Annotated in this window: 4 protein-coding genes; all 4 read right to left on the bottom strand. The window is 68.5% G+C overall.

The features are described 5' to 3' along the window. Positions 1-103: 103 nt before the first annotated feature. The 4 genes from SYV04_RS24020 to SYV04_RS24035 are packed head-to-tail and all read right to left on the bottom strand — an operon-like array spanning position 104 to position 21,615. Positions 104-1,849 carry a fatty acyl-AMP ligase gene (locus tag SYV04_RS24020; protein ID WP_321548201.1) on the bottom strand — a complete coding sequence of 582 codons (1,746 nt, stop codon included), beginning with the start codon at positions 1,847-1,849 and terminating at the stop codon, positions 104-106. A gap of 35 nt (positions 1,850-1,884) precedes the next feature. Continuing rightward, positions 1,885-3,225 carry an MFS transporter gene (locus tag SYV04_RS24025; RefSeq protein WP_321548202.1) on the bottom strand — a complete coding sequence of 447 codons (1,341 nt, stop codon included), beginning with the start codon at positions 3,223-3,225 and terminating at the stop codon, positions 1,885-1,887. Beyond that, entirely contained in the window at positions 3,222-7,388 is a 4,167-nt protein-coding gene (locus SYV04_RS24030; protein ID WP_321548203.1) for a non-ribosomal peptide synthetase, read from the bottom strand. Before SYV04_RS24030 ends, SYV04_RS24025 begins: the two co-directional genes overlap by 4 nt. Further along, a complete protein-coding gene (locus SYV04_RS24035) occupies positions 7,381-21,615 on the bottom strand; it encodes a non-ribosomal peptide synthetase (RefSeq protein ID WP_321548204.1) in 14,235 nt (4,744 codons plus the stop codon). The genes SYV04_RS24030 and SYV04_RS24035 overlap by 8 nt, the downstream gene beginning before the upstream one ends. Positions 21,616-21,637 lie beyond the last annotated feature (22 nt).

Below are 21,637 nucleotides of genomic sequence, written 5' to 3' on the forward strand. Positions count from 1 at the left end.
GCGGCCGGAATCCTTCAATGGGTTCCGGCCGCTGGCTTTTTGGGGTTCGGTGAGTCGAGCCAGGGTGGGGCCTCCCCGACTGCCGGGGGAGGCCCCACGAGGGTCAGCCTGGCCAGAGCTGGAAGGACCCTTCGAGGTACTTCGCGCGGCAAGCCCGACGCTGGATCTTGCCGCTCGAGGTCTTGAGGATCTCTCCCGCTTGCAGCAGGACGACGTCGTGGACCTCCACGGAGTGGGCAGCGGCGACGCCCTGACGGATCTTCCGGATGGCCTGCTGTGCATCGAGCACGTGGGTGGCGTCCCCGCTGCCCAGGGCGGCGTACCGTCGATCGATCTCCGCTAGCACCACCAGCTTCTCCTCATTGTTACGATCGACCGAGAACGCCGCGCAGCCACCCGCCCGGAACGCCTCGTTGAGCCCCTCGACCGTTTGCTCGATGTCGTGCGGATAGTGATTGCGACCGTCGACGATGATCAGGTCCTTGATTCGACCGGTGACGTACAGCCTCCCGTCGAGGATGAACCCCAGATCACCCGTGCGCAGGAAGGGACCCTCGTCACTGCCCTGGATGCGGGCACTGAAGGTCTGTGCGTCGGTCTCGGGCCGACCCCAGTAGCCCTGGGTGACATGGGGGCCTGCCACCCAGATCTCCCCCACCTCTCCCGGAGCGCAGGCGGTGAACTTCTCGGGATCGGCGATGCGGAGCGTCGAGTTGCCCCAGCTCTGTCCGCAGCTGACGAGCGTCCGGGAGTTGGGGGCATCCGGTGAGACCTGTACGGCGCGGTTGCGCTCCAGCGCGCCCGCATCGACGGTGACCGTGCGGTACTCCCCGGAGGGCACTCCCGTGACGAAGAGGGTTGCCTCCGCCAGCCCATAGCAGGGGTAGAGCGACTCGCGCCGGAAGCCGGCCGGGGCGAACGTCTTGGCGAAGAGTTCCAGGGTATCGGAGCGGACGGGCTCCGCTCCGTTGAAGGCGATCTTCCACGAGCTCAGGTCCATGCCCTCGAGATGCTCGGGCTTCAGTTTGCGCACGCAGAGTGCGTAGGAGAAGTTGGGACCACCGCTCAGCTCGGCGCGATAGCGGCTGATGGCCTTCAGCCAGCGCATCGGCTTCTGGAGGAAGGACCACGGAGACATCAGCACCGCGCGCGAGCCCGTGTAGAGCGAATGCATCACGATCCCGATGAGCCCCATGTCATGGTAGAGCGGCAACCAGCCGACGGAGGTCGACCTCTGGCTCAGGCCCATGCCGCGCTGGATCATCTTCTGGTTGTCGATCAGGTTGCGGTGCAACACCATGACGCCCTTGGGTGTCGAGGTGGAGCCTGAGGTGTATTGGAGGAAGGCCAGGCTGTCCCCGGTCAGGGCCGGCGCCTTCCATTGCTCTTCGATCTTCGCCGGCAGCGCGTCCGTGGCGATCCAGTGGATGTCGCGCAGCTGGGGATACTCGCCCTCGATGGCCTTCACCGTCTCCAGGATGGCGGCGGTCGTCAGCGCGAAGCGAGGCCGCGCATCCTGGATGATCGAGAGGATGCGCGAGATGGACTGGAAGTACTGCGGAGGGTAGGCGGGCACGGCGATCACGCCCGCGTAGAGGCACCCGTAGAAGGCGCCGAGGTACTCCAGTCCAGGTGGGTAGAGGAGCAGGGCCCGGTCATCGCCGATCTTGTGCTCCTGGAGCTGAGCGGCGACGGCGCGCGACTGACGGTCCAGCTCGGCATAGGTCCAGTTCTGCTCTTCGGTGTCGCCGTCCGGGAGGAAGGTATAGGCGTAGGCCTCCGGGTGCTGCTCGGTGCGCCAGCGCACGAGATCGGTCAGGGTCGCGACGGGGGGAGGGGAGGTTTGCACGGTGCGGGCTCCTGTTTCTGGGGCTCGGGGGGAGATCACGGACTCATGGCGACAGGGTTGGAGACAGCGGCCTCGGCGTCATCGAGGCCACGCAGGGAACGCGAGAGCGCCGCCAGTGCCGTCACGAGGATCGTCATGGCGCCAGCGATGAAGAACATGACGGCGATGCCTCGCCCCGCTCCCTCGCCGACGAGCCTCCCCACGAAGGGGACGAGCGCTCCGCCTGGACGCAGCGCCGGCTCGAACACGAGATCCGCCAGGGGACCGGAGATGGCATAGGCCAACGGCAGCATGGCCCCGCTGAGGGTGCCCGTGAAGGCGAAGACTCGGCCGCGCAGCTCCAGGGGAACCTGACTCTGGAGCAGGGCCTGACTGGTCCCATTGATGAGGGGCAGGCTGAAGAAGAAGCAGAAGGCGACCCCCATCAGCAGAGGGATGGAGGTCGTCACTCCCACGAGGAGGAGGAGGAGCCCGCCGCAGAGCTGGAAGGCCAGGATGCCGTGGGCCCTGCGCTTGGGACCGCCCCAGACGCTCATGGCCACGCTGCCCGCCACCATCCCCAGGCCGCCCGCGGTGGTGATCGTCGCCAGCGTCGTCACATTGGCCAGCGAGAGCACCAGCGGCGTCACCAGAACCTCGACGGCCCCCGTGAAGAAGTTGGTGGTGGCCAGCAGGCCCAGCAGGATCAGCAGGCCAGGAGAGGCTCTCAGGTACGCGCCACCCTCCCGCACCGAAGTGGCGAGCGGGGGCGGCCGCTCCTGGGAGGGGGAGACGAGGTACTGGACGGGGATGCGCAACAGCAGCAGGGGCAGGATGCCGAGGAGGAAGGTCGCGGCGTCGATCACCAGGATGCCCTCCAGGCCCACCATTGCCAGGAGCGAGGCGCTGGCCAGGGGCGCCGCCAGCTGCGAGAAGGCCAGCCCCAACTGGACGACGCCGTTCGCCCGGCCCAGGTGCTGGGCTGGAACGATCGTGGAGACCAGAACGGAGAAGGCGGGCTGCTGGAACGCGCTGGCCATCGAGACGACGGCCGTCGTGAAGTAGGCGTGCCAGGGTTGCAGCTGTCCGGTGAAGTGGAGGGCCGCGAGCACCAAGGTCATCAGCCCGGAGGTCATGTCGCTCAGGAGGATGACCCAGCGGCGATTCCAGCGATCCACGAGCGCCCCCGCCACCGGTCCCAGCAAGATGGCGGGAAGGCTGGCGCACAGCATGATGAGCGCGAAGCGTGTCACCCCTCCCGAGGTCTCGTAGGTCCACACCCCGAGCGCGAAGCTGGTCAGCCCCGAGCCCAGCAATGACAGCACCTGCCCGAGCCAGATGAGCACGGCGACCTTGAGCGGGAAGGCAGGTGGGGGCGGCGTCGCGGCCTCGGTCATCTGAGGACCTCGGTCTGGGCGCGGTTCAAGTGCTGGCGCACTTTCTCCGCCAGCTGCTCGACGTGGGGCGTGGCCATCATGGTCATGTGGTCACCGGGGACACGCTCGATGGAGACAGGGCGAGCAGCGTAACGCTTCCAGCCCCAGCTCGGGTCATCGAGGAAGTCCGACGGGACGATGCCATCCTCTTCGTGCCGCTCCTGGGCCTGGAAGAGGGTGATGGGCACGGGGCGCGTCTCCCTTGGGAGATAGGTGATCTGATAGGCGGCCTTGTAGACGTCGACGAATCCCTGAACTTGCTGGCTGCTCGTGCCGGGGGGCAGGAGGCCCGTTTCGATGAGGCGCCGTGTCAGAAGCTCGCGGCGCTCCTCGGGAGAACGCGGTCGGAGCGCCTCGGCGGAGATGGCGAGTTCCACGCCGTACAGACGGCCGGCGGTGCTGGCGACAGAGGCCATCCAGTCCGCATCATCGAAGGAGGGGCCTTCGACGGTAGAGGGCTGCTCGAGAGGAATGGTGGTGTTGAGGATGCCCAGGAAGGCGACCTCTTCTCCTTTCTTGCGGAGCTGCTGCGCCATCTCGAACGCGATCCAGCTTCCGAAGGAGTGGCCTAGCAGGAAGTAGGGTCCACGCGGCTGCACCTGCTGGAGGGCTTCGAGGTAGCACGTCGCCATCTCCTCGACGGACTGGTGCGCGGGGGCAAGCCCATCCAGCCCTCGGGCCTGCAGGCCGTGGACTGGCTGCGAGGGGCCGAGCCGCCGCGCCAGCTCTCGAAGGTACAGGGTGTTTCCACCTGCACCCGGCACGCAGAACAGCGGGGGCTGTCCACTGCCCGCCTGGAGCGTCACCAAGGGAGACCAGGGCCGTGGAGAGGACTCCTGCTGGAGGGCCTTGGCGAGCTGCTCGAGGGTGGGACCCTGGAAGAGCGTCGCCAGCGGCACGGTGCGCCCGAGCTGCTCACGGATGCGTACCGTCAGCCGGACGGCCAGCAGCGAGTGACCGCCCAGGTCGAAGAAGTTGTCGTGAACGCCGATCGGGCGCACCGACAGCAGCTCCTCCCAGATGGCCGCGAGGCGCTGCTCCACCTCGTCGCGGGGAGCGACGAAGCCCTCCTGCGGGTCCCGCTGGATCCCCTTGGGCAGGGGCAGGGCCTTGCGATCCACCTTGCCGTTGGGCGTGAGCGGAAACGCCTCCATGAGGATGAGCGCCGCGGGGACCATGTAAGGGGGCAACTGCTTCTTGAGTCCCTGCCGCAGCTCTTCGGCGGTAGCCGCCTGGGGTTCGGACAGGGTGAGATAGGCGATGATCTGCTTGTTGCCGTTCTCATCGTGGACGAGCAGCTCGACGGCCTTGACGGCGGTGTGCTCCAGCAGCTTCGCCTTGATCTCGTCCAGCTCGATGCGGTGGCCGCGGATCTTCACCTGGGTGTCGTTGCGGCCGATGAAGCCGATCGTCCCATCCGCCGCGTAGCGCGCCATGTCACCCGTGCGGTACAGGCGCGCGCCGGGCGTGGCATCGAACGGATTCGGGATGAAGCGATCGGCGGTCAAGTCCGGCTGACCCCAGTAGCCTCGCGCCAGCCCCACGCCGCCTACGTACAGCTCCCCGGGAGTTCCGATGGGGACAGGCTGCATCGAAGCGTCCAGCAGGTACATCTGCGTGTTGGCGAAGGGGCGGCCAATGGGGACGATCTGCTCGCTCGGCGTGGGCGTGACGTTCTCGAACCAGGTGCTGTCGATCGTCGCCTCGCTCAAGCCGTAGGAACTCACCAGCCGGGTGTCCGGCCCGCAGAAACCCCGGAGCTGGTGGTACTCGCGCATGTCCCAGGTGTCGGAGCCGACGATGACCAGCCGCATGAAGTCCAGCCGTTGCGCCTGGTCCTGGAGGTAGCCCATCAGCAACCGGACGACCGCGGGCACGAACTCGCCGCAGTCCACCTGCTCTCGCCGCATCAGGGCATAGAGCTTCTCCGGTTCGAGCAGCCACTCCCGAGGGCAGAGCACCAGCGCGGCCCCCGAGCCCAGCGCGCGGGTGAGATCGCCCGAGAAGACGTCGAAGGAGAAGCTCGCCATCTGCAGGTGGGCGCGCAGAGTCGGGAGCCGATAGTCCCGCTCCCACGCGAAGTACGAGTTGGCGAGGCTGCGGTGCGTCACCATCACGCCCTTGGGACGCCCCGTGGAGCCCGAGGTGTAGACGACGTAGGCCAGGTGGTCCGGCGCCGCGCCGCCCTCTGGGTTCGTGGTGGGGTGGCGGCCGATGGCGTCGGCATCGGCATCCACGCGCACCAGGAGAGGCAAGGAGGACGGAAGGGCGGAGCGCAGCGCCTCGCGCGTCACGAGGACATGAGGACGGCTGTCGGAGAGCATCAGCGCCGTGCGATCCGCGGGATACGAAGGATCCAGGGGCACGTAGGCGCCACCGGCCTTGAGCACGGCGAGCACCGCGACCGCCACCTCCACGGAGCGCTCCAGGAAGATGCCGATGATCTGCTCTGGACCGGTGCCCAGGGAGCGCAGGTGGTGTGCCAGTTGGTTCGCCTTGCGGTTGAGCTCGGCGTAGGTGAGGCGACGGTCCGGATCCGCGACGGCGATGGTGTCTGGTGTCCGCGCCGCGTGGGCTTCGACCAGGTGGTGCAGACAGGTGCCCGGAGAGAACGACTGCTCCGTCTGGTTCCACTCGCGCAGCAGCCGGTGCCGCTCCGTGTCCGGGAGCAGGGGCAGCTCGCTGAGCCGCCGATCGGGCTGGGTGGCGATGCCGGCCAACAGCGTCTGGAAGTGGGCGACCATGCGCTCGATGGTCGAGGCGTCGAAGAGATCGCGGTTGTACTCCCAGACGCCCTCCAGCCCCTCTGCCTCCTCGACGAGCCAGAGCGTCAGATCGAATTGGGCGAATGGCTCGCCCCCGGTGCTGAAGGGCTCCAGGCGCAGCTTGCCCAGGTCCGCGGAGGCGGCAGGGGTGTTCTGCAGCACCAGCATCACCTGGAAGAAGGGAGAGAAGCTGGTGTCACGCGTGGGCGCCAGCTCCTCCAGCAGCTTCTCGAAGGGAACGTCCTGGTGCGCGTAGGCCCCGAGCGTCACGTCCACCACGCGACGCAGCAATGCGCGGAAGCTCGGGTTGCCGGACAGCTCCGTGCGCATGACCAGCGTGTTGAGGAAGAAGCCGATGAGGGGCTCGACCTCGGTCCGATTCCGGTTGGCGATGTAGGTGCCGACGCTGATCTGCGGCTCGCGCGTGTAGCGGAAGAGCAGGGTCTGGAGTGCCGCCAGCATCACCATGAAGAGCGAGGCCTTCTCCTGGCCACCAAGGGCCCGGAGCTGCCGCGCCACCGCCGCGTCCACCCGGAAGGAGCGCTTGCCGCCAGCGTGGGTGCGCACGCGCGGGCGAGGCCTGTCGGTGGGCAGCTTGAGCGCGCTGTCGCTGCCATCGAGCGCACGGCGCCAGTAGTCCAGCTGCGAGGCGAGCACCTCTCCTTGGAGGTGTTGCCGCTGCCACATGGCGAAGTCGGCGTACTGCACGGACAGCTCCGGCAGCGGAGAGGTCTGATGGCGCGAGAAGGACTCGTAGAGGGTGGCCAGCTCCCGCACGATGATGCTCGTGGACCACCCATCCGAGATGATGTGGTGAACCACGAGCAGCAGGACGTGCTCTTCCGCTCCCAGTCGTACCAGAGTGGCCCGGAGGAGCGGCCCCTGGGAGAGATCAAAGGAGGTGCCAGCCACCTGGAGCGCCAGTTCCTGACAGCGCGCCTGGCGCTCGGCCTCCGGCAGGTGCCCGAGGGCCACCACGGGCAGCGAGATCGTCAGCTGAGGGAGGATGCGCTGGAGCGGCTCGCCGCCCTCGGCCACGAAGGTGGTCCGGAGGATCTCATGCCGCCGGATCACCTCGTTGAGGCTGCGCTCCAGCACCTCCACCTGGAGCGGCCCGAGCAGGCGCGCGAACTCCGGGATGTTGTAGGCGGGAGTCCCAGGCTCGAACTGATCCAGGAACCAGAGACGGCGCTGGGGGAAGGAGAGCGGCAGGGGCTGCGAGCGCGGCGCCCGGGGAATGGCGGAGGGCCGGGCCTCCGCCTGGGGTGCCGCGACCGCGTTCTGTTGACGCAGCTTCTTGAGGAGGAGCTCGCGCTTCTCTGGAGAGAGCCCCGCCAGCTTCTTCAACACGTCATTCATGGGCCTTCTCCAGCAACTGCTTCAGCTCCTCCTCGGACAGGCCATCCACCTCGTCCAGCGCCTGCGAGAGGGCCGACGCGTCGACCTGCTCGAGCTGCGCGAGGACGATCTTCTCGGACAGCTCCCCGATGGTGGGGTGCTCGAAGAGGTCACGCAGGGGCAGCGCGACGCGGAACGCGGTGTTCGCCCGGGAGATGATCTGCGTGGCCAGCAGCGAGTGCCCACCGACGTCGAAGAAGTTGTCCAGCACGCTGATGGACTCCAGTCCGAGCACCTCGCGCCAGATGGCCAGGAGCTCGGTCTCGGTGGCCGTGCGAGGCGCGACCAGCTGGGCCTCGGCGGCACGCTGGGTAGCGTCGGGCGCCGGAAGGGCCTTGCGATCCACCTTCCCGTTGGGCGTCAGCGGGAGCGCGTCCATGCGGACGAAGAGGGCCGGGATCATGTAGTCGGGCAGCCGCTCGCGCAGGAAGTCGCGCAGCGCCGTGAAGTCCAACTCCGTCGTCTTGCCGACCACGTAGCTGACGAGCCGCCGAGGGCTCTGCGGATCCTCGCGCAGCAGGACCACCGCGGCCTGCACGGAGGGGTGCTTGCCCAGCGCGGATTCGATCTCTCCCAGCTCCACGCGGAAGCCTCGCAGCTTGACCTGCGTGTCCGCGCGGCCCAGGAACTCGAGGTTCCCATCCAGCAAGTAGCGCGCCCGGTCTCCCGTGCGGTACAGCCGCGCTCCGGCCTCTCCGAAGGGATCGGGCACGAAGCGCTCGGCCGTCAGCTCCGGGCGGTGGCAGTAGCCTCGGGCCACGCCCTCGCCGCCGATGAACAGCTCACCCGCGATGTTCGGGGGCACGGGCTGCAGGTGTGCATCCAGCACATAGAGGCGGTTGTTGGCGAAGGGACGCCCGATGGGAACCAGTTGGTTGTCCACCGCGCCCAATCCCTCGCCCTCGAACCACGTGCTGTCGATGGTGGCCTCGGTGACGCCGTAGGAGTTGATGAGCCGAGTGGACTCGCCGATGACTCCCTGGAGGCGGTAGTACTCGTTCACGTACCAGGCGTCGGAGCCCGCGACCAGGACGTGCATGAAGTCCAGCTTCTGCTGCGTCTCCTCCAGGTGTTGCAGCAGGCCACGCAGCACGGCCGGGACGAACTCGGCGCAGTCCACCTGCTCCTCTTTCATCAGTGCGTACAGGCGCGGGGGCTCGAGCAGCCACTCTCTCGGGCAGAGCACCAGCTTGCCGCCCGAGCCGAGCGCTCGGGCGAAGTCGCCGGCGAAGACGTCGAAGGAGAAGCTCGCCATCTGCAGATGGCTTCGGCACTCCTCCCTCAGCGCGTAGCTCCGCTCCCAGCCGAGGTAGGCGTTGGCCCAGCTGCGGTGGGAGATCATGACGCCCTTGGGCGTGCCCGTGGAGCCGGAGGTGAAGACGGCGTAGGCCAGGTTCTCGAGCGAAGCGCGCAAGGGTGGCACGGCCTCGGGCAGCGCGGCTCGTGCGGGTGCCTTCGCGTCCAGCAGGTACAGGTGTACGTCAGGCTTCGAGAGCGTCTCCGCCAGCTCCCGCTGGGTGACCAGCAGGGACAGGCGGGCCTCGGAGATCATCCGCGTCAGCCGCTCGGTGGGGTAGGTGGGATCCAGCGGCACGTACGCGCCGCCAGCCTTGAGGATGCCCAGCAGCGAGACGATCAGCTCGGGCGAGCGATCCAGGCAGACGCCCACGAGGTGCTCCGGGCCCACCCCACGAGCGCGCAGGTGGTGGGCGAGCTGGTTGGCTCGCCGCTCGAGCTCGCCATAGGTCAGCGAAGGGCTCCCAGGCGAGACGACGGCGATGGCCTCGGGAGTCTTGCGTGCATGGGCCTCGATGAGCTCATGCAGGCAGGCGGCATGGCTTGGGGTGACCCGGGTGTCGTTCCACTCCACCAGCACCTGATGACGCTCGGCCCCTGTGAGCAGGGACAGCTCCCACAGGTGCCTTTCTTCCCCGGCGATCATGCCTTCGAGGAGCGTGCGCATCTGCCCGAGCATGCGCTCCACGGCCCCCGCTTCGAGGCGCGGAGACTCGAAGTCGATCAACAGGAGCAGCTCCTTGTCGGCGTGGGCCGTGAGGGTGAGGGGGTAGTTGGTGCGCTCCTGGGCGCTCACGTCACGCACCTCGAAGCTGCTGGCGCCCTGCCGGACCGCATCCTCCACGGGGTAGTTCTCGAAGACGAAGATGCTCTCGAAGAGCGGGGTGCCGCGCGGCACCTGGCTCCACCCCTGAACCTGGACGAGCGGGGCGTACTCGTACGGCGTGCGCTCCACCTGCCAGGCCTGGAACTCCTTGAGCCAGTCCACCACCTTCTGTCCGGACGGCAGCTTCACGCGCGCCGGGAGGGTGTTGATGAAGAGGCCCACCATCTGCTCCACGCCCGACAGTTCGGGCGGGCGTCCGGCCACGGTGGCGCCGAAGACGACATCCTCCACTCCGGCATGGCGCCCCAGCACCAGCGCCCAGGCGGCCTGGACCATCGTGTTGATCGTCACCTGCTGACGGCGCGAGAAGGCGCGCAGTTGCTCCGTTACCTCCGCGGGGATGATGAGCTTGCGCTCAGCCATGACCTGAGGCGCGCTCCGGGCCTGGCCGCCCGTCTCACCGGGCAGCGGCGTCGGCTCGGTGAAGCCTGCCAGTTCCTGCTTCCACCAGCCCTCGGCCTTGGCCGTTCCTCGCTCCACGAGCCACGCGATGTAGTCACGGAAGCGCGGAGGCTCCTCCAGCCGCAGAGACTCCTGGCGGACGTTGGCGTCGTACAGCGCCAGCACCTCGTTCAGCACCCTCCCGACGCTCCAGCCGTCCAGCAGCAGGTGGTGGAAGCTCCACACCACCCGCCAGCTCTTCTCCGCCAGGCGCAGGACGGCCACGCGCATCAGTGGCGCTCGCTTCGGATCGAAGCCGCGTGCCTGGTCCTTCTTCATCCACTCCGCTAGCCGGGCGCGCTGCTCCTGCTCGGGCAGGCTGCGCAAGTCCTGCTCTTCCCAGGGCAGGGTCGCCTCGCGCAGCACGACCTGCAGGGGCTCCGCCATCCCCTCCCAGGCGAAGCGGGTGCGCAGGATGGAGTAGCGCTCCATGATCTGCTGCCAGGCGCGCCGCAGGGCGGCCGGGTTCAGGTCCGTGTCCAGCGTCCACGCCGCCCGCTCGAAGTACATCCCCGAGCCGGGGTCCAGCAGGGTGTGGAAGAGCATGCCCTGCTGCATAGGCGAGAGCGGGTAGAGGTCCACCAGCCCCGGGCTGGAGCGCATCAGCTCGTCCAGCGTGGACTGCGTCACCCGGGTCAACGGGAAGTCCGCGGGCGAGAAGCGGGCCGCATCGTCGGAGCGCCGCTGTGCCACGAGCGCCCGCAGTGCCTGGAGATAGAGCTGCGCCAGTGTCTCCACTGTGAGGCGCTGGTGCAGCGCCTCGCTGTAGGTGAAGGACACCTCCAGCTTGCCTCCCAGCACATGGGCGTTCACCTCCAGCGCCTGGCGGCGCTGACCCCCCACGCCCTGCGTTGAGCCGGAGGCCTCATCGGCGGGGGCCAGGAGAGAGGCGGAGGGGAGGGCCGAGTCGAGCTGGCCCAGGTAGTTGAAGGAGATCGAGGCCTCGGGCTGAGACTGGAGCTGTCGGCCCAGCGCGTCCCGGCGCAGGTAGCGCAGCAGCCCGTAGCCCAGGCCCTTGCGAGGCACCTGCCGCAGCGCATCGCGCACGGCCCTCAACTCTGTACCGCACGAGCCGCCTTCCGGCAGCTCCAGCGTCACCGGATAGGTGGTGGTGAACCAGCCCACGGTGCGGCTGAGGTCCACGTCCTCGAAGAGCTCCTCGCGGCCATGGCCCTCGAGCTGCACGCGCAGTCGGCGCTGCGTCGTCCAGGTGGAGAGGGCCTGGGCCAAGGCGGTGATCAGCACCTCATCGATACGGGCGCGCCACGCCGTCGGCAGCTCCTGGAGCACCTGCCGCGTCTCCTCGGCCTCCAGCGAGACTGTCAGGGTCCGTGCCGAGGCCTGCGTGTTGGCGCCGCCCGGTCCATCCACAGGGAGGGCAGGCACATCGCTGCCCTGTGCCAGCCAGTAGGCGGCCTCCTGCTCCATCTCGGGGCCTTGCGCGTAGGCGTTCAGCCGCTGGGCCCAGGTTTGGAAGGAGGTCGTCTTCGGCGGCAGCGACACCGGGTTGCCTTGCTGCAACTGCTGGCACGCCAGCTCCAGATCCATGAGCAGCACGCGCCAGGAGACGGCATCCACCACCAGGTGGTGGATGGCGATCAGCAGGCGGGAGCCACGCTGAGGGCCCAGGTGGAACAGGACGGCCGAGACCAGGGGGGCCTCCTCCAGGCGGAAGCTGGCCTGAGCCCGCTGGGCTTCTTCTTCCAGCGTCTTGAGCTGAGGCCCTTCCTCCAGAGAAGAGAGATCCACCTGACGCAGCGACACGGTGCTCTCGGTGCCAGCGTTCGTCTGCTGCCAGCCCTCGGACGTCTTCTCGAAGCGCAGGCGCAGCGCGTCGTGGTGCGTCACCAGCGCTCGAAGTGCTCCCTCCAGCACGGTGGGAGAGAGCGGCTGGCGCAGCCCCAGCAGCAGCGTCTGGTTGTAGTGGTGGAGTTGAGGCAGCTCCCCCTCGAAGAACCAGTGCTGGATGGGCGTGAGCGGCGTGGGGCCTGTCACTGGGCCCTGATCGACACGGGTTCGCTGCGCCTGGCCGACCTTGGGTGCCAGCGCGGCGATGGTCTGGTGCTGGAAGAACTGCCGCGGGGTGATCTGCAGCCCCACTTCCATGGCGCGCGCGATGATCTGGATGCTGACGATGGAGTCGCCGCCCAGCTCGAAGAAGTTGTCGTGGATGCCCACGCGCTCCCGCGACAGCACCGAGGCCCAGATGTCAGCCAGCGTCTGCTCCACTGGTGTGCGCGGCGCCACATAGGTGGACTCGCGCTGCGCCAGCCCTTGCTCCAGAGAGGGCAGGGCCTTGCGGTCCAACTTCCCGCTGGAGGTCAGCGGCAGAGCCTCCAGCATGATGAAGGCCGAGGGCACCATGTACTCGGGCAGCCGGGACTCCAGCGCGCGCCGCAGCGCTTCGGACTCGAGAACCGAGCCCTCATCGGGAACGAGGTAGGCGACGAGCTGCTTGCGGCCCGGCGTCTCCTCACGCACCACGACGGCGACTTCCTTCACCTCCGGACGCTCCGCCAGCACCGCCTCGATCTCTCCCAGCTCGATGCGGAAGCCGCGCAGCTTCACCTGGTGGTCCAGGCGGCCGAGGAACTCGAGCTTCCCGTCCTTGCGCCAGCGCACCCGGTCTCCCGTGCGGTACATGCGCGCGCCCGGCGTCGTGCCGAAGGGCTCCGGCATGAAGCGCTCGGCCGTGAGTTCCTGCCGATCCAGGTAGCCGCGCGCCACGCCCACGCCGCCGATGTACAGCTCGCCCGGAACGCCCACGGGCAGCGGCTGCAGCCGCGCGTCCAGCACATACAGCCGCACATTGGGCCAGGCCCGGCCGATGCTGGGCCGATCCGGATCCACCTCGTCCTCCAGCGAGGCGCACACCGTCACCTCGGTGGGGCCGTAGGCGTTGATGAAGAGCCGGCCCTCCGACCACCGGCGCGCCAGCTCCGGCGTGCAGGCCTCGCCCGCGGAGATGAGCGTCTCCAGCGCCGGCAAGGTCTTTGGCTCCAGCTGCGCGAGCACCGAGGGGGTCAGCGTCACGGTGGTGATGGCCTGCGAGGTCAGCAGCTCCTGCAGTGGGGCCCCGGGCATGATGGCGTCGCGCGACGCCAGACACAGCCGAGCGCCCGCCAGCAACGTGGAGAACACCTCGGCGACCGAGGCGTCGAAGCCGAGCGCCGCGAACTGCAGCACGCGGCTGTCCTGGCGGACGCGGTGAGTACGGGCCGCCGCCAGCGCCGTGTTGCACAGGCCCCGGTGCGACAGGAGCGTGCCCTTGGGGCGACCCGTCGAGCCCGAGGTGAAGATGATGTAGGCCAGGTTGTCCGGCGACATCTCCACCCGTGGAGACTCCACCGGCTGGGTGGCGATCTGAGGCCACTCCGTGTCCAGGCACACCAGCAGCCCGAGTGCCGGCAGCTCATCCGCCAGGTGCTCCTGGGTGACGAGGACAGGGATGGCCGCCTCCTGCATCATGAGGACAAGCCGCTCCATCGGGTACGTCGGGTCCAGCGGCAGCCAGGCGCCTCCCGCCTTGAGGATGCCGAGGATGCCCACCACCATGTCCAGCGAGCGCTCCACGCACAGGCCGACCCGCGACTCGGGCCCCACGCCGCGCTCCCGCAGGTACCAGGCCAACTGGTTGGCCCGGGCATCCAGCTCACGGTAGGTGAGCTGCTGCCCTTCGAAGGAGACAGCCACCGCGTCGGGGGTGCGCGCCGCCTGCTCCTCGAAGAGGTGGTGGGCGCAGCGGTCCGACGGCAGGGGTGAGGCCGTATCGTTCCAGGCCACCAGCATCGGGTGGCGCTCTTGCTCGGACATCAGCGGCAGCTGGGAGATGTGCTCCTCGGGCTGAGCCAGGGCACCCACCAGCAGTGCGCGCAGGTGGCCCATCATCCGGTCGATGGTCGCCCGCTCGTACAGGTCGGTGCTGTACTCGCACAGGCACTCCAGCCCGCGCGCCGTCTCGGTGACGACCCAGGTCATGTCGAACTTCGCCGCGCCCGTGTTGCTGCTCTCCTCGCGAAGTGTCAGCCCAGGCAGCTCCAGATCGGAGGAGGGCGCGTTCTGGAGGATGAGCTTCACCTGGAAGATGGGCGAGTACCCCAGGTTGCGCTCGGGGTTGAGCGCCTTGACCAGCTCCTCGAAGGGGAGATCCTGGTGCGCGTAAGCCTCCAGGGACATCTTCCGCGCTTGGGCGAGCAGGGTCCGGAAGGTGGGCTCGCCGCTCAGGTCGCCGCGCATGACGAGCTGATTGACGAAGAAGCCGATCAGCCCCTCGGTGCCGGAGTGGTTGCGGTTGGCGATGTCCGTGCCGACGACGATGTCCGTCTCGCCGGTGTAGCGGTGCAGCAGCACCTGGAAGGCCGCCATCAGCGCCATGAAGGGCGTGGCGCTCTCACGCCGGCAGAGGTTGCGCAGCGCCTCGGCCGTGTCAGCGGGCAGCAGCAGCCCCTGGTGCGTGGCGCCTCGGAAGCTCTGCACCGGCGGGCGTGGGTGATCCGTGGGCAGCGCCAGGAAGGGCGTGGCGCCCGTGAGGCGCTGCTTCCAGTAGCCCAGCTGTCGCTCGAGCACGGGGCCTGACAGCCACCCGCGCTGCCAGCGCGCATAATCTCCGTACTGTACGGGAAGTGCGGCGAGCGGCGAGGGCTGCTGGGTGGAGAAGGCGCGATAGAGCTCGGCCACCTCTCGCACCAACACGGACAAGGACCAGCCGTCCGCGATGATGTGGTGCAGCGTGAGCAGCAGCAGGTGCTCCTCCGCGCCCAGGCGCAGCAGGGTGCCTCGGAAGAGAGGGCCGCGTGCCAGATCGAACGGGCGCTGTGCCTCCGCATCGGTCAGCCGGCGGGCCTCTTCCTCCCGACGCTCGGTGGGTAGCTCCCGCAGGTCAACGAGCTCCAGGGCCGGGGTCGTGGACGGGCTGATGACCTGCACCGGCGTCTGCCCGCTCATCCGGAACGTCGTCCGGAGGATCTCGTGGCGGTGGAGCAGCTCCGTCAGGCAGCGGCGCACCGTGTCCAGGTCGATCGCACCCTGGAGCCGGAGGACGGCGGGCATGTTGTAGAACGCGCTGTCAGGCTCCATCTGGTACAGGAACCAGAGTCGCTGCTGAGCGAACGAGAGGGGCAGCTCGCCGTCGCGCGGGGTGGCCTCCAGCGGAGGCGGAGGCGTCTCGCCCGAGGCTCGCGCGCGCAGCACCTGGATGTGCTCCGCCAGGGTGGCCACGGTGGGGGCCTCGAAGAGGGCGGCGATGGGAAGCTCCACGCCAAAGGCCTCACGCACCCGCGAGACCACCTGCGTCGCCAGCAGCGAGTGCCCACCCAGATCGAAGAAGTGATCGTGGATGCCGAACCGGTTCGTGCGCAGCACGTCCGCCCAGAGGGTGGAGATGAGCGCCTCGGTATCATTGCGAGGTCCGACGACGTTGTCGGCCGTCTCCTGTGCCGGCGCGGCGAGCGCCTTGCGATCCACCTTGCCGTTGGGCGTGAGGGGCAGGGCCTCGAGCGCCACGAAGGCGGAGGGCACCATGTAGCCGGGCAGCCGCTGCTGGAGGAAGGTGCGCAGGGCGCCCGTCTCCATGAGCTGACCAGGGTGAGAGACGACGTAGGCGACCAGCCGCTTGTCGCCGGGCTCGTCCTCGCGCACCAGGGCCACGGCGTCACTCACGGCCGGGTACAGCCGCAGGGCGGCTTCGACCTCGCCCAGCTCGATGCGATAGCCGCGCAGCTTCACCTGTCCATCGCGGCGGCCGAGGAAGTCGATGTTTCCATCCGCCAGGAAGCGCGCCAGATCTCCCGTGCGGTAGAGGCGCTGGCTGGGGCTCCCGTCGAACGGATCCGGCACGAAGCGCTCGGCTGTGAGCTCCGGGCGGCCCAGGTAGCCACGGGCCACGCCCGCGCCGCCGATGTACAGCTCGCCCACCACGCCGACGGGCACCGGCTGCATCCGCTCATCGAGGACATACAGCTTCGTGTTCGAGATCGGCCGGCCGATGGGGACGATGCCATCGCGGATGCCTTCGCGGGTCACGTCATAGATGGAGCACCCGACGACCGTTTCCGTCGGACCGTACTCGTTGATCAGCCGGACACCCGGAGCCTGCTTGCGCCAGAACTCCGCCGTCGCGGGCGCCAGGGCCTCGCCTCCCACGACGAAGGTGCTGACCAGCCTCGCCAGCGCGGGCGCCGGCACCAGGTTGGACAGCGCCTGCAGGTGGGCAGGCGTGAGCTTGACCAGCTCGTGGCCACTCTCCTCCTGCAGGGACTGCGCGAGGGCCTCGACTTCCTTGCCCGAAGGCAGGAGCCGCACCGTTCCACCCACCAGCAGCGGCGTGAGCAGGCTGGTGATGGTGGCGTCGAAGGCGATGGAGGTATGCACCAAGGCGCTCTGCCCCTGCGTCACCCGGTACGTATGGAGGGCCCAGGTGAGGTACTGGATGAGGCCACGCTGCGTGACCATCGTCCCCTTGGGGAGCCCCGTGGAGCCCGAGGTGTAGATGACGTAGGCCAGGGCCTCGCCGCCTGCGGTGGAGGGCGGCGCGTGGGTGGGCGAGCGGCTGAGCTGCTCCGCGTCGTCCAGGTGGAAGCGCTTCACGCTGGAAGTGCTGAAGGTCGCCTCGAGCGCCCGGGTGGTCAGCAGCACGTCCGCGCGCGAGTCGGACAACATGTACGCCAGGCGCTCGGCGGGATAGGTGTGGTCGAGCGGCAGGTAGGCCGCGCCGGCCTTGAGCGCGCCCAGCAGACCCACGAGCAGCTCGATGGAGCGATCCAGGCAGAGCGCCACCACGCGCTCCGGTCCGGCGCCCAAGGAGCGCAGGTGGTGGGCGAGCTGGTTGGCACGCTCGTTCAGGGCGCGATAGCTCAGCGAGCGCGAGCCCTCGACCACCGCCACGGCGTCCGGCGAAGCCGCGGCCTGAGTCTCGAAGAGCGCCTGGAAGGTCGTCTCCGAGGGGTACGAAGCGGAGGTGTCATTCCACTCCACGAGGAGCCGCCGCTGCTCCTCCTGCGGCAGGGCGGAGGAGGTGTGGTGCGGCTCTTCGGCGTGGAAGGCCAGTGCATGGAGCACGCGTGCGAAGGAGGCGCCAATCTGCTCCACCTGCGCGTGGTCCAGCTCGACGGAGTTGTAGTCCAGCTCGAGCGTCAGCTCCTGGGTGTGCGGCTCGGTCTGGAAGTGGACCGCCAGGGTGACGTTCGTCCCCTCGGAGCGGATGACATCCAGCGTCTCGATCGCCGCCAGCGAGCCCGAGAGATCGTGGAGCACGTGGAAGTGCATGTAGTTGAACATGACTTCGTAGAGCGTCTCGCGGCCCCACTGCCGCTGGATGTCGGCCATGGGGTAGCGGCGGTATGGGTAGAGCTTGCGCTCGGCTTCGAAAGCGAGCTGGGCCAGCGAACGCCAGCTCCCAGGCGCCAGCCGCAGGCGGAAGGGGATGGTGTTGAGGAAGATGCCTCGGAGCTTCGAGCCATCACCATTCTCCGGGCGGCTGTTGACGCCCATGCCAGTGATGACGTCCTCCTGGCCGCTCAGCAGGCTCATGACCTTGAGGTGGGAGGCCAGCAGCACGCTCTTGAAGGGCACCGCCGCGGCCCGCGTCAGGGCCTGTAGCCCCGCGTGGATCTCCTGGGAGATGGGGACCTTGACGGTGGCGATGCGCGGCTCGGGGGAGGCCAGCGGGCGGCGCCAGCGCGGCACCCGCATGGTCGAGCCTCCCACAAGCTGATCGCGCCAGAACCGCTGGTGCTCCTCCGAGGCCAGGGCCCGCTGCTCCATGGCGACGAAGTCGCGGTAGGTCAGCCCCGTCTGCTCCGGGGCTGGCGGCGTCTGCCCACTCTCCAGCGCGTAGTAGTAGTTGAAGATCTCGACCAGCGTGGAGTGCAGGCTCCAGCCGTCGATGATGGCGTGGCACTCGGTGAGCGTGAACTGGAAGGCGCGCTCACCGCGCACGTGGATGAAGAAGCGAAGCAGCGGAGGCTTCGTCAGGTCGAAGTGTCGCCCCTTCTCGTCCTCCAGCAGCTTTCGGATCTCCGCCTCCTGCGCTTCCGCGGGCAGGTGACGGATGTCGACGAACTCGACGGAGAGGTGCGCGCTCCGGTGGACCAGCTGGAGCGGCTCGCTGTAGGTCGTCATGTCGAACGCCGTGCGCAGCACGGGTTGACGCGCGACGACTGCCTGCACCGCCTGCTCGAAGAGCACCGGGTCCAACTGCGCGCGCATGCGCAGATAGAAGCTGTCGGTGTTGTGGTAGATGTTCGAGTTTGGCGCCAGCTCCATGTGGTAGAGCATTCCCGCCTGGATGCGAGCCAGCGGGTAGGCGTCCTCGACATCCGCCGGCAGCCGGGCGCGATCCTGAGGCGAGATGAGGCTGAGGGGCTCGGTGCGTGGGGTCTCCTCGCTCGTGGCCGTGCTGACTTGAGCCGCCTGGAGCAGCGTGGCCACCGTCTGGTGCTGGAAGAGCTGCTGCAGCGAGAAGCGGATGCCCTGCTGCTGCGCCAGCGTCAGCACCTGGATGCTGAGGATCGAGTCGCCTCCCAGCGCGAAGAAGTTGTCGTGGATGCCCACGCGCGGAACGTCCAGCACCTGCGCCCAGATGGCGCAGAGGACCTCCTCCGCCTTCGTGCGGGGGGCGGCGTACTGCTGCGCCAGGTCCGAGCGGGCCTGGTCGGGTGCGGGCAGCGCCTTGCGGTCCACCTTGCCGTTGGCGGTCAGCGGCATCTGCTCCAGCATCACGAAGGCGCTGGGCACCATGTAGTCCGGCAGCTTGCCGAGCAGGAACTGCCGCAGCTCGCTGACGCTCGGAGCGCTCTCCTTGGGTGCGGCGACGTAGGCCACCAGCGACTTGGTACCCGCGGCGTCCTCACGCACCAGCACCAGGGCCTCACGCACGGCCGGGTGCAGGCTGAGGACGATCTGGATCTCTCCCAGCTCGATGCGGAACCCGCGGATCTTCACCTGGTGGTCGATGCGGCCCAGGTATTCGAGCTGTCCGTCCTTCGTGAAGCGCGCCAGATCGCCCGTTCGATAGAGCCGGGCTCCGGGCTGCTTGCTGAAGGGGTGCGCGATGAAGCGCTCCGCCGTGAGCTCTGGTCTGCCCAGGTAGCCGCGCGCCAAGCCCGCGCCACCCACGAAGATCTCTCCCGCGACGCCAACGGGGACGGGCTCGAGCCGCGCATCCAGCACATAGAGCTGCAGGTCGGGAATGGCCACGCCGATCGGGCTCTGCTGGGTGCGCTCGGCCTCCGTGGCGTTCATGGGCCGGTAGGTGACATGCACCGTCGTCTCGGTGATGCCGTACATGTTGATGAGCTGCGGCTGGGTGTCCCCGTGCCTCCGGAACCAGGGCACGAGGCTGGCGGGCTCGAGCGCCTCGCCGCCGAAGACGACGTAGCGCAAGGCGAGCGGCAGTGCGCCTGACTCGCGTCGCTCCTCGGCCTGGATGAGCTGGCGGAAGGCGGCGGGCGTCTGGTTGAGCACCGTGACGCGCTCGTCGCTCAGCAACTGGTAGAAGGCATCCGGCGAGCGGGAGACCATGTAGGGGACGACCACCAGCCTGCCGCCGTACATCAGCGCGCCCCAGATCTCCCAGACCGAGAAGTCGAACGCGTAGGAGTGGAACAGCGTCCAGACGTCCTTCTCGTCGAAGTGGAACCAGTGATCGGTCCCCTCGAACAGGCGCATCACGTTGCTGTGGGGCAGCAGTGAGCCCTTGGGCCGACCCGTCGAGCCCGAGGTGTAGATGACGTAGGCGAGGTGGTCGCTGCTGAGCGGCAGGTTCGGCGCGTGAGCCGGCTGCCGCGCAAGCTCCTCGGTGGCCTCATCCAGCACGAGCAGCGCGGTGCCCTCGGCCGGGAGACGCTCCACCAGCTGGCGCTGGGTGATGACGAGCGGCATCCGGCTGTCTTCCACCATGAAGGCCAGACGGTCGGCGGGGTACGTCGGATCGAGCGGCACGTAGGCGGCGCCCGCCTTCAGGATTCCGAGGATACCCACCACCGTGGCCAGTGAGCGCTCCACGCAGAGGCCCACCAGCGCTTCGGGCCTGACACCTCGCGCGATCAGGGCATGGGCCAGCTGGTTGGCGCGGCGATCCAGCTCCGCGTACGTGAGGCGCTCTCCGTCGCCCACCACGGCGATGGCCTCCGGGTGCAGCCGCACCTGGGCCTCGAAGCGCTGATGCAGGCAGTCCTTGCCGGGGAACTTCTCGAGGACCGGCCAGACTTCGAGGAGCTGGTGGCACTCCGCTTTCGTCAGCAGAGGCAGCGCATCCAGGCGCAGATCCGGCTGGGTGGCGATACCCTCGAGCAGGGTCTGGAAGTGCCCTCGGAAGCGCTCGATGGTGGAGCGATCGAACAGATCGGCGTTGTACTCGATGAAGCCCCGCAGCCCGTCGGCGCTCTCCTGCAGGTCCAGCGTCAGGTCGAACTTCGCGGTGCCCGTCTCGACCTCGATCGGCTGGATCTTCAGCCCGGGAAGCACCAGCTCCTGGGGCGCCTGGGCCTGCATGTTGAACGCGGCCTGGAAGAGCGGGGTGTAGGCCAGGTTGCGCTCGGGCTGCACTTCGTCCACCAGCCGCTCGAAGGGCACGTCCTGGTGCGCGTAGGCCCCCAGCGTCACCTCACGCACCCGCTGGATCAGCTCGCGGAAGGTGGGGTTGCCGGACAGGTCCGTGCGCAGGACCAGGGTGTTGACGAAGAGGCCGATGAGGCCCTCGGTCTGCACGCGGGTGCGGCTGTTCTGGGGCGCGCCGACGAGGATGTCCTGCTGGTGGGTGTAGCGCGAGAGCAGGGCCTGGAAGGAGGCCAACAGCGTCATGAAGAGCGTGGCGCGCTCACCCTGGCTGAGCCGCTGCAACTCCGCCACCAGCGCCGCGGGCAGGTGGATGGGCAGCAGCGCTCCGCGCTGGGTCTGGATGGCCGGGCGCGGGTGGTCCGTGGGGAGCTGCAGCACGGGAGCCCCCGCGAGCTGCTTCTTCCAGTAGGCGACGTGCTCGGTCAGCACGCCCTCGGTTCCAAGCCAGTCGCGCTGCCACTGGGCATAGTCCGCGTACTGGATGGGCAGGGGCGCCAGCTCGGGCTCACGGCCCGAGGAGAAGGCCGCGTAGAGCTGCGCCACCTCGCGGATGAGGATCCCCAGCGAGCCGCCGTCCGAGACGATGTGATGGATCGTCATCACGAGGATGTGATCCGCGGCGTTCAGCCGGAACAGGCGCGCACGCAGCACCGGCCCACGCATCAGATCGAAGGTCTGGCGGGTCTCCTCCATCGCCTGCCGCCGGGCCTCCTCCTCGCACTTGTCCTGGGGCAGGGTGCTCAGGTCCACGATCGACAGGGGGCACGCGCCCTCCACCGCGACGACCTGGACGGGCTGCCCACCCTCTTGCGCGAACGTGGTGCGCAGGGACTCGTGTCGCTCCACCAATGCATCGAACGCTCGCTGGAGCGCGCTCACGTCGAGCGTGCCATGGAGGCGGACGGCTCCCGCGATGTTGTAGCTCGGGTTCTCCGGCTGCATCAGGTGGAGGAACCACAGCCGCTGCTGAGCAAACGAGACGGGGAAGACGAAGGATTCGGCGTTCATGGGCTCGAAAGGGAGGGGAGGG

The organism is Hyalangium ruber (assembly GCF_034259325.1).
Classification (GTDB): Bacteria; Myxococcota; Myxococcia; order Myxococcales; family Myxococcaceae; genus Hyalangium_A; species Hyalangium_A rubrum.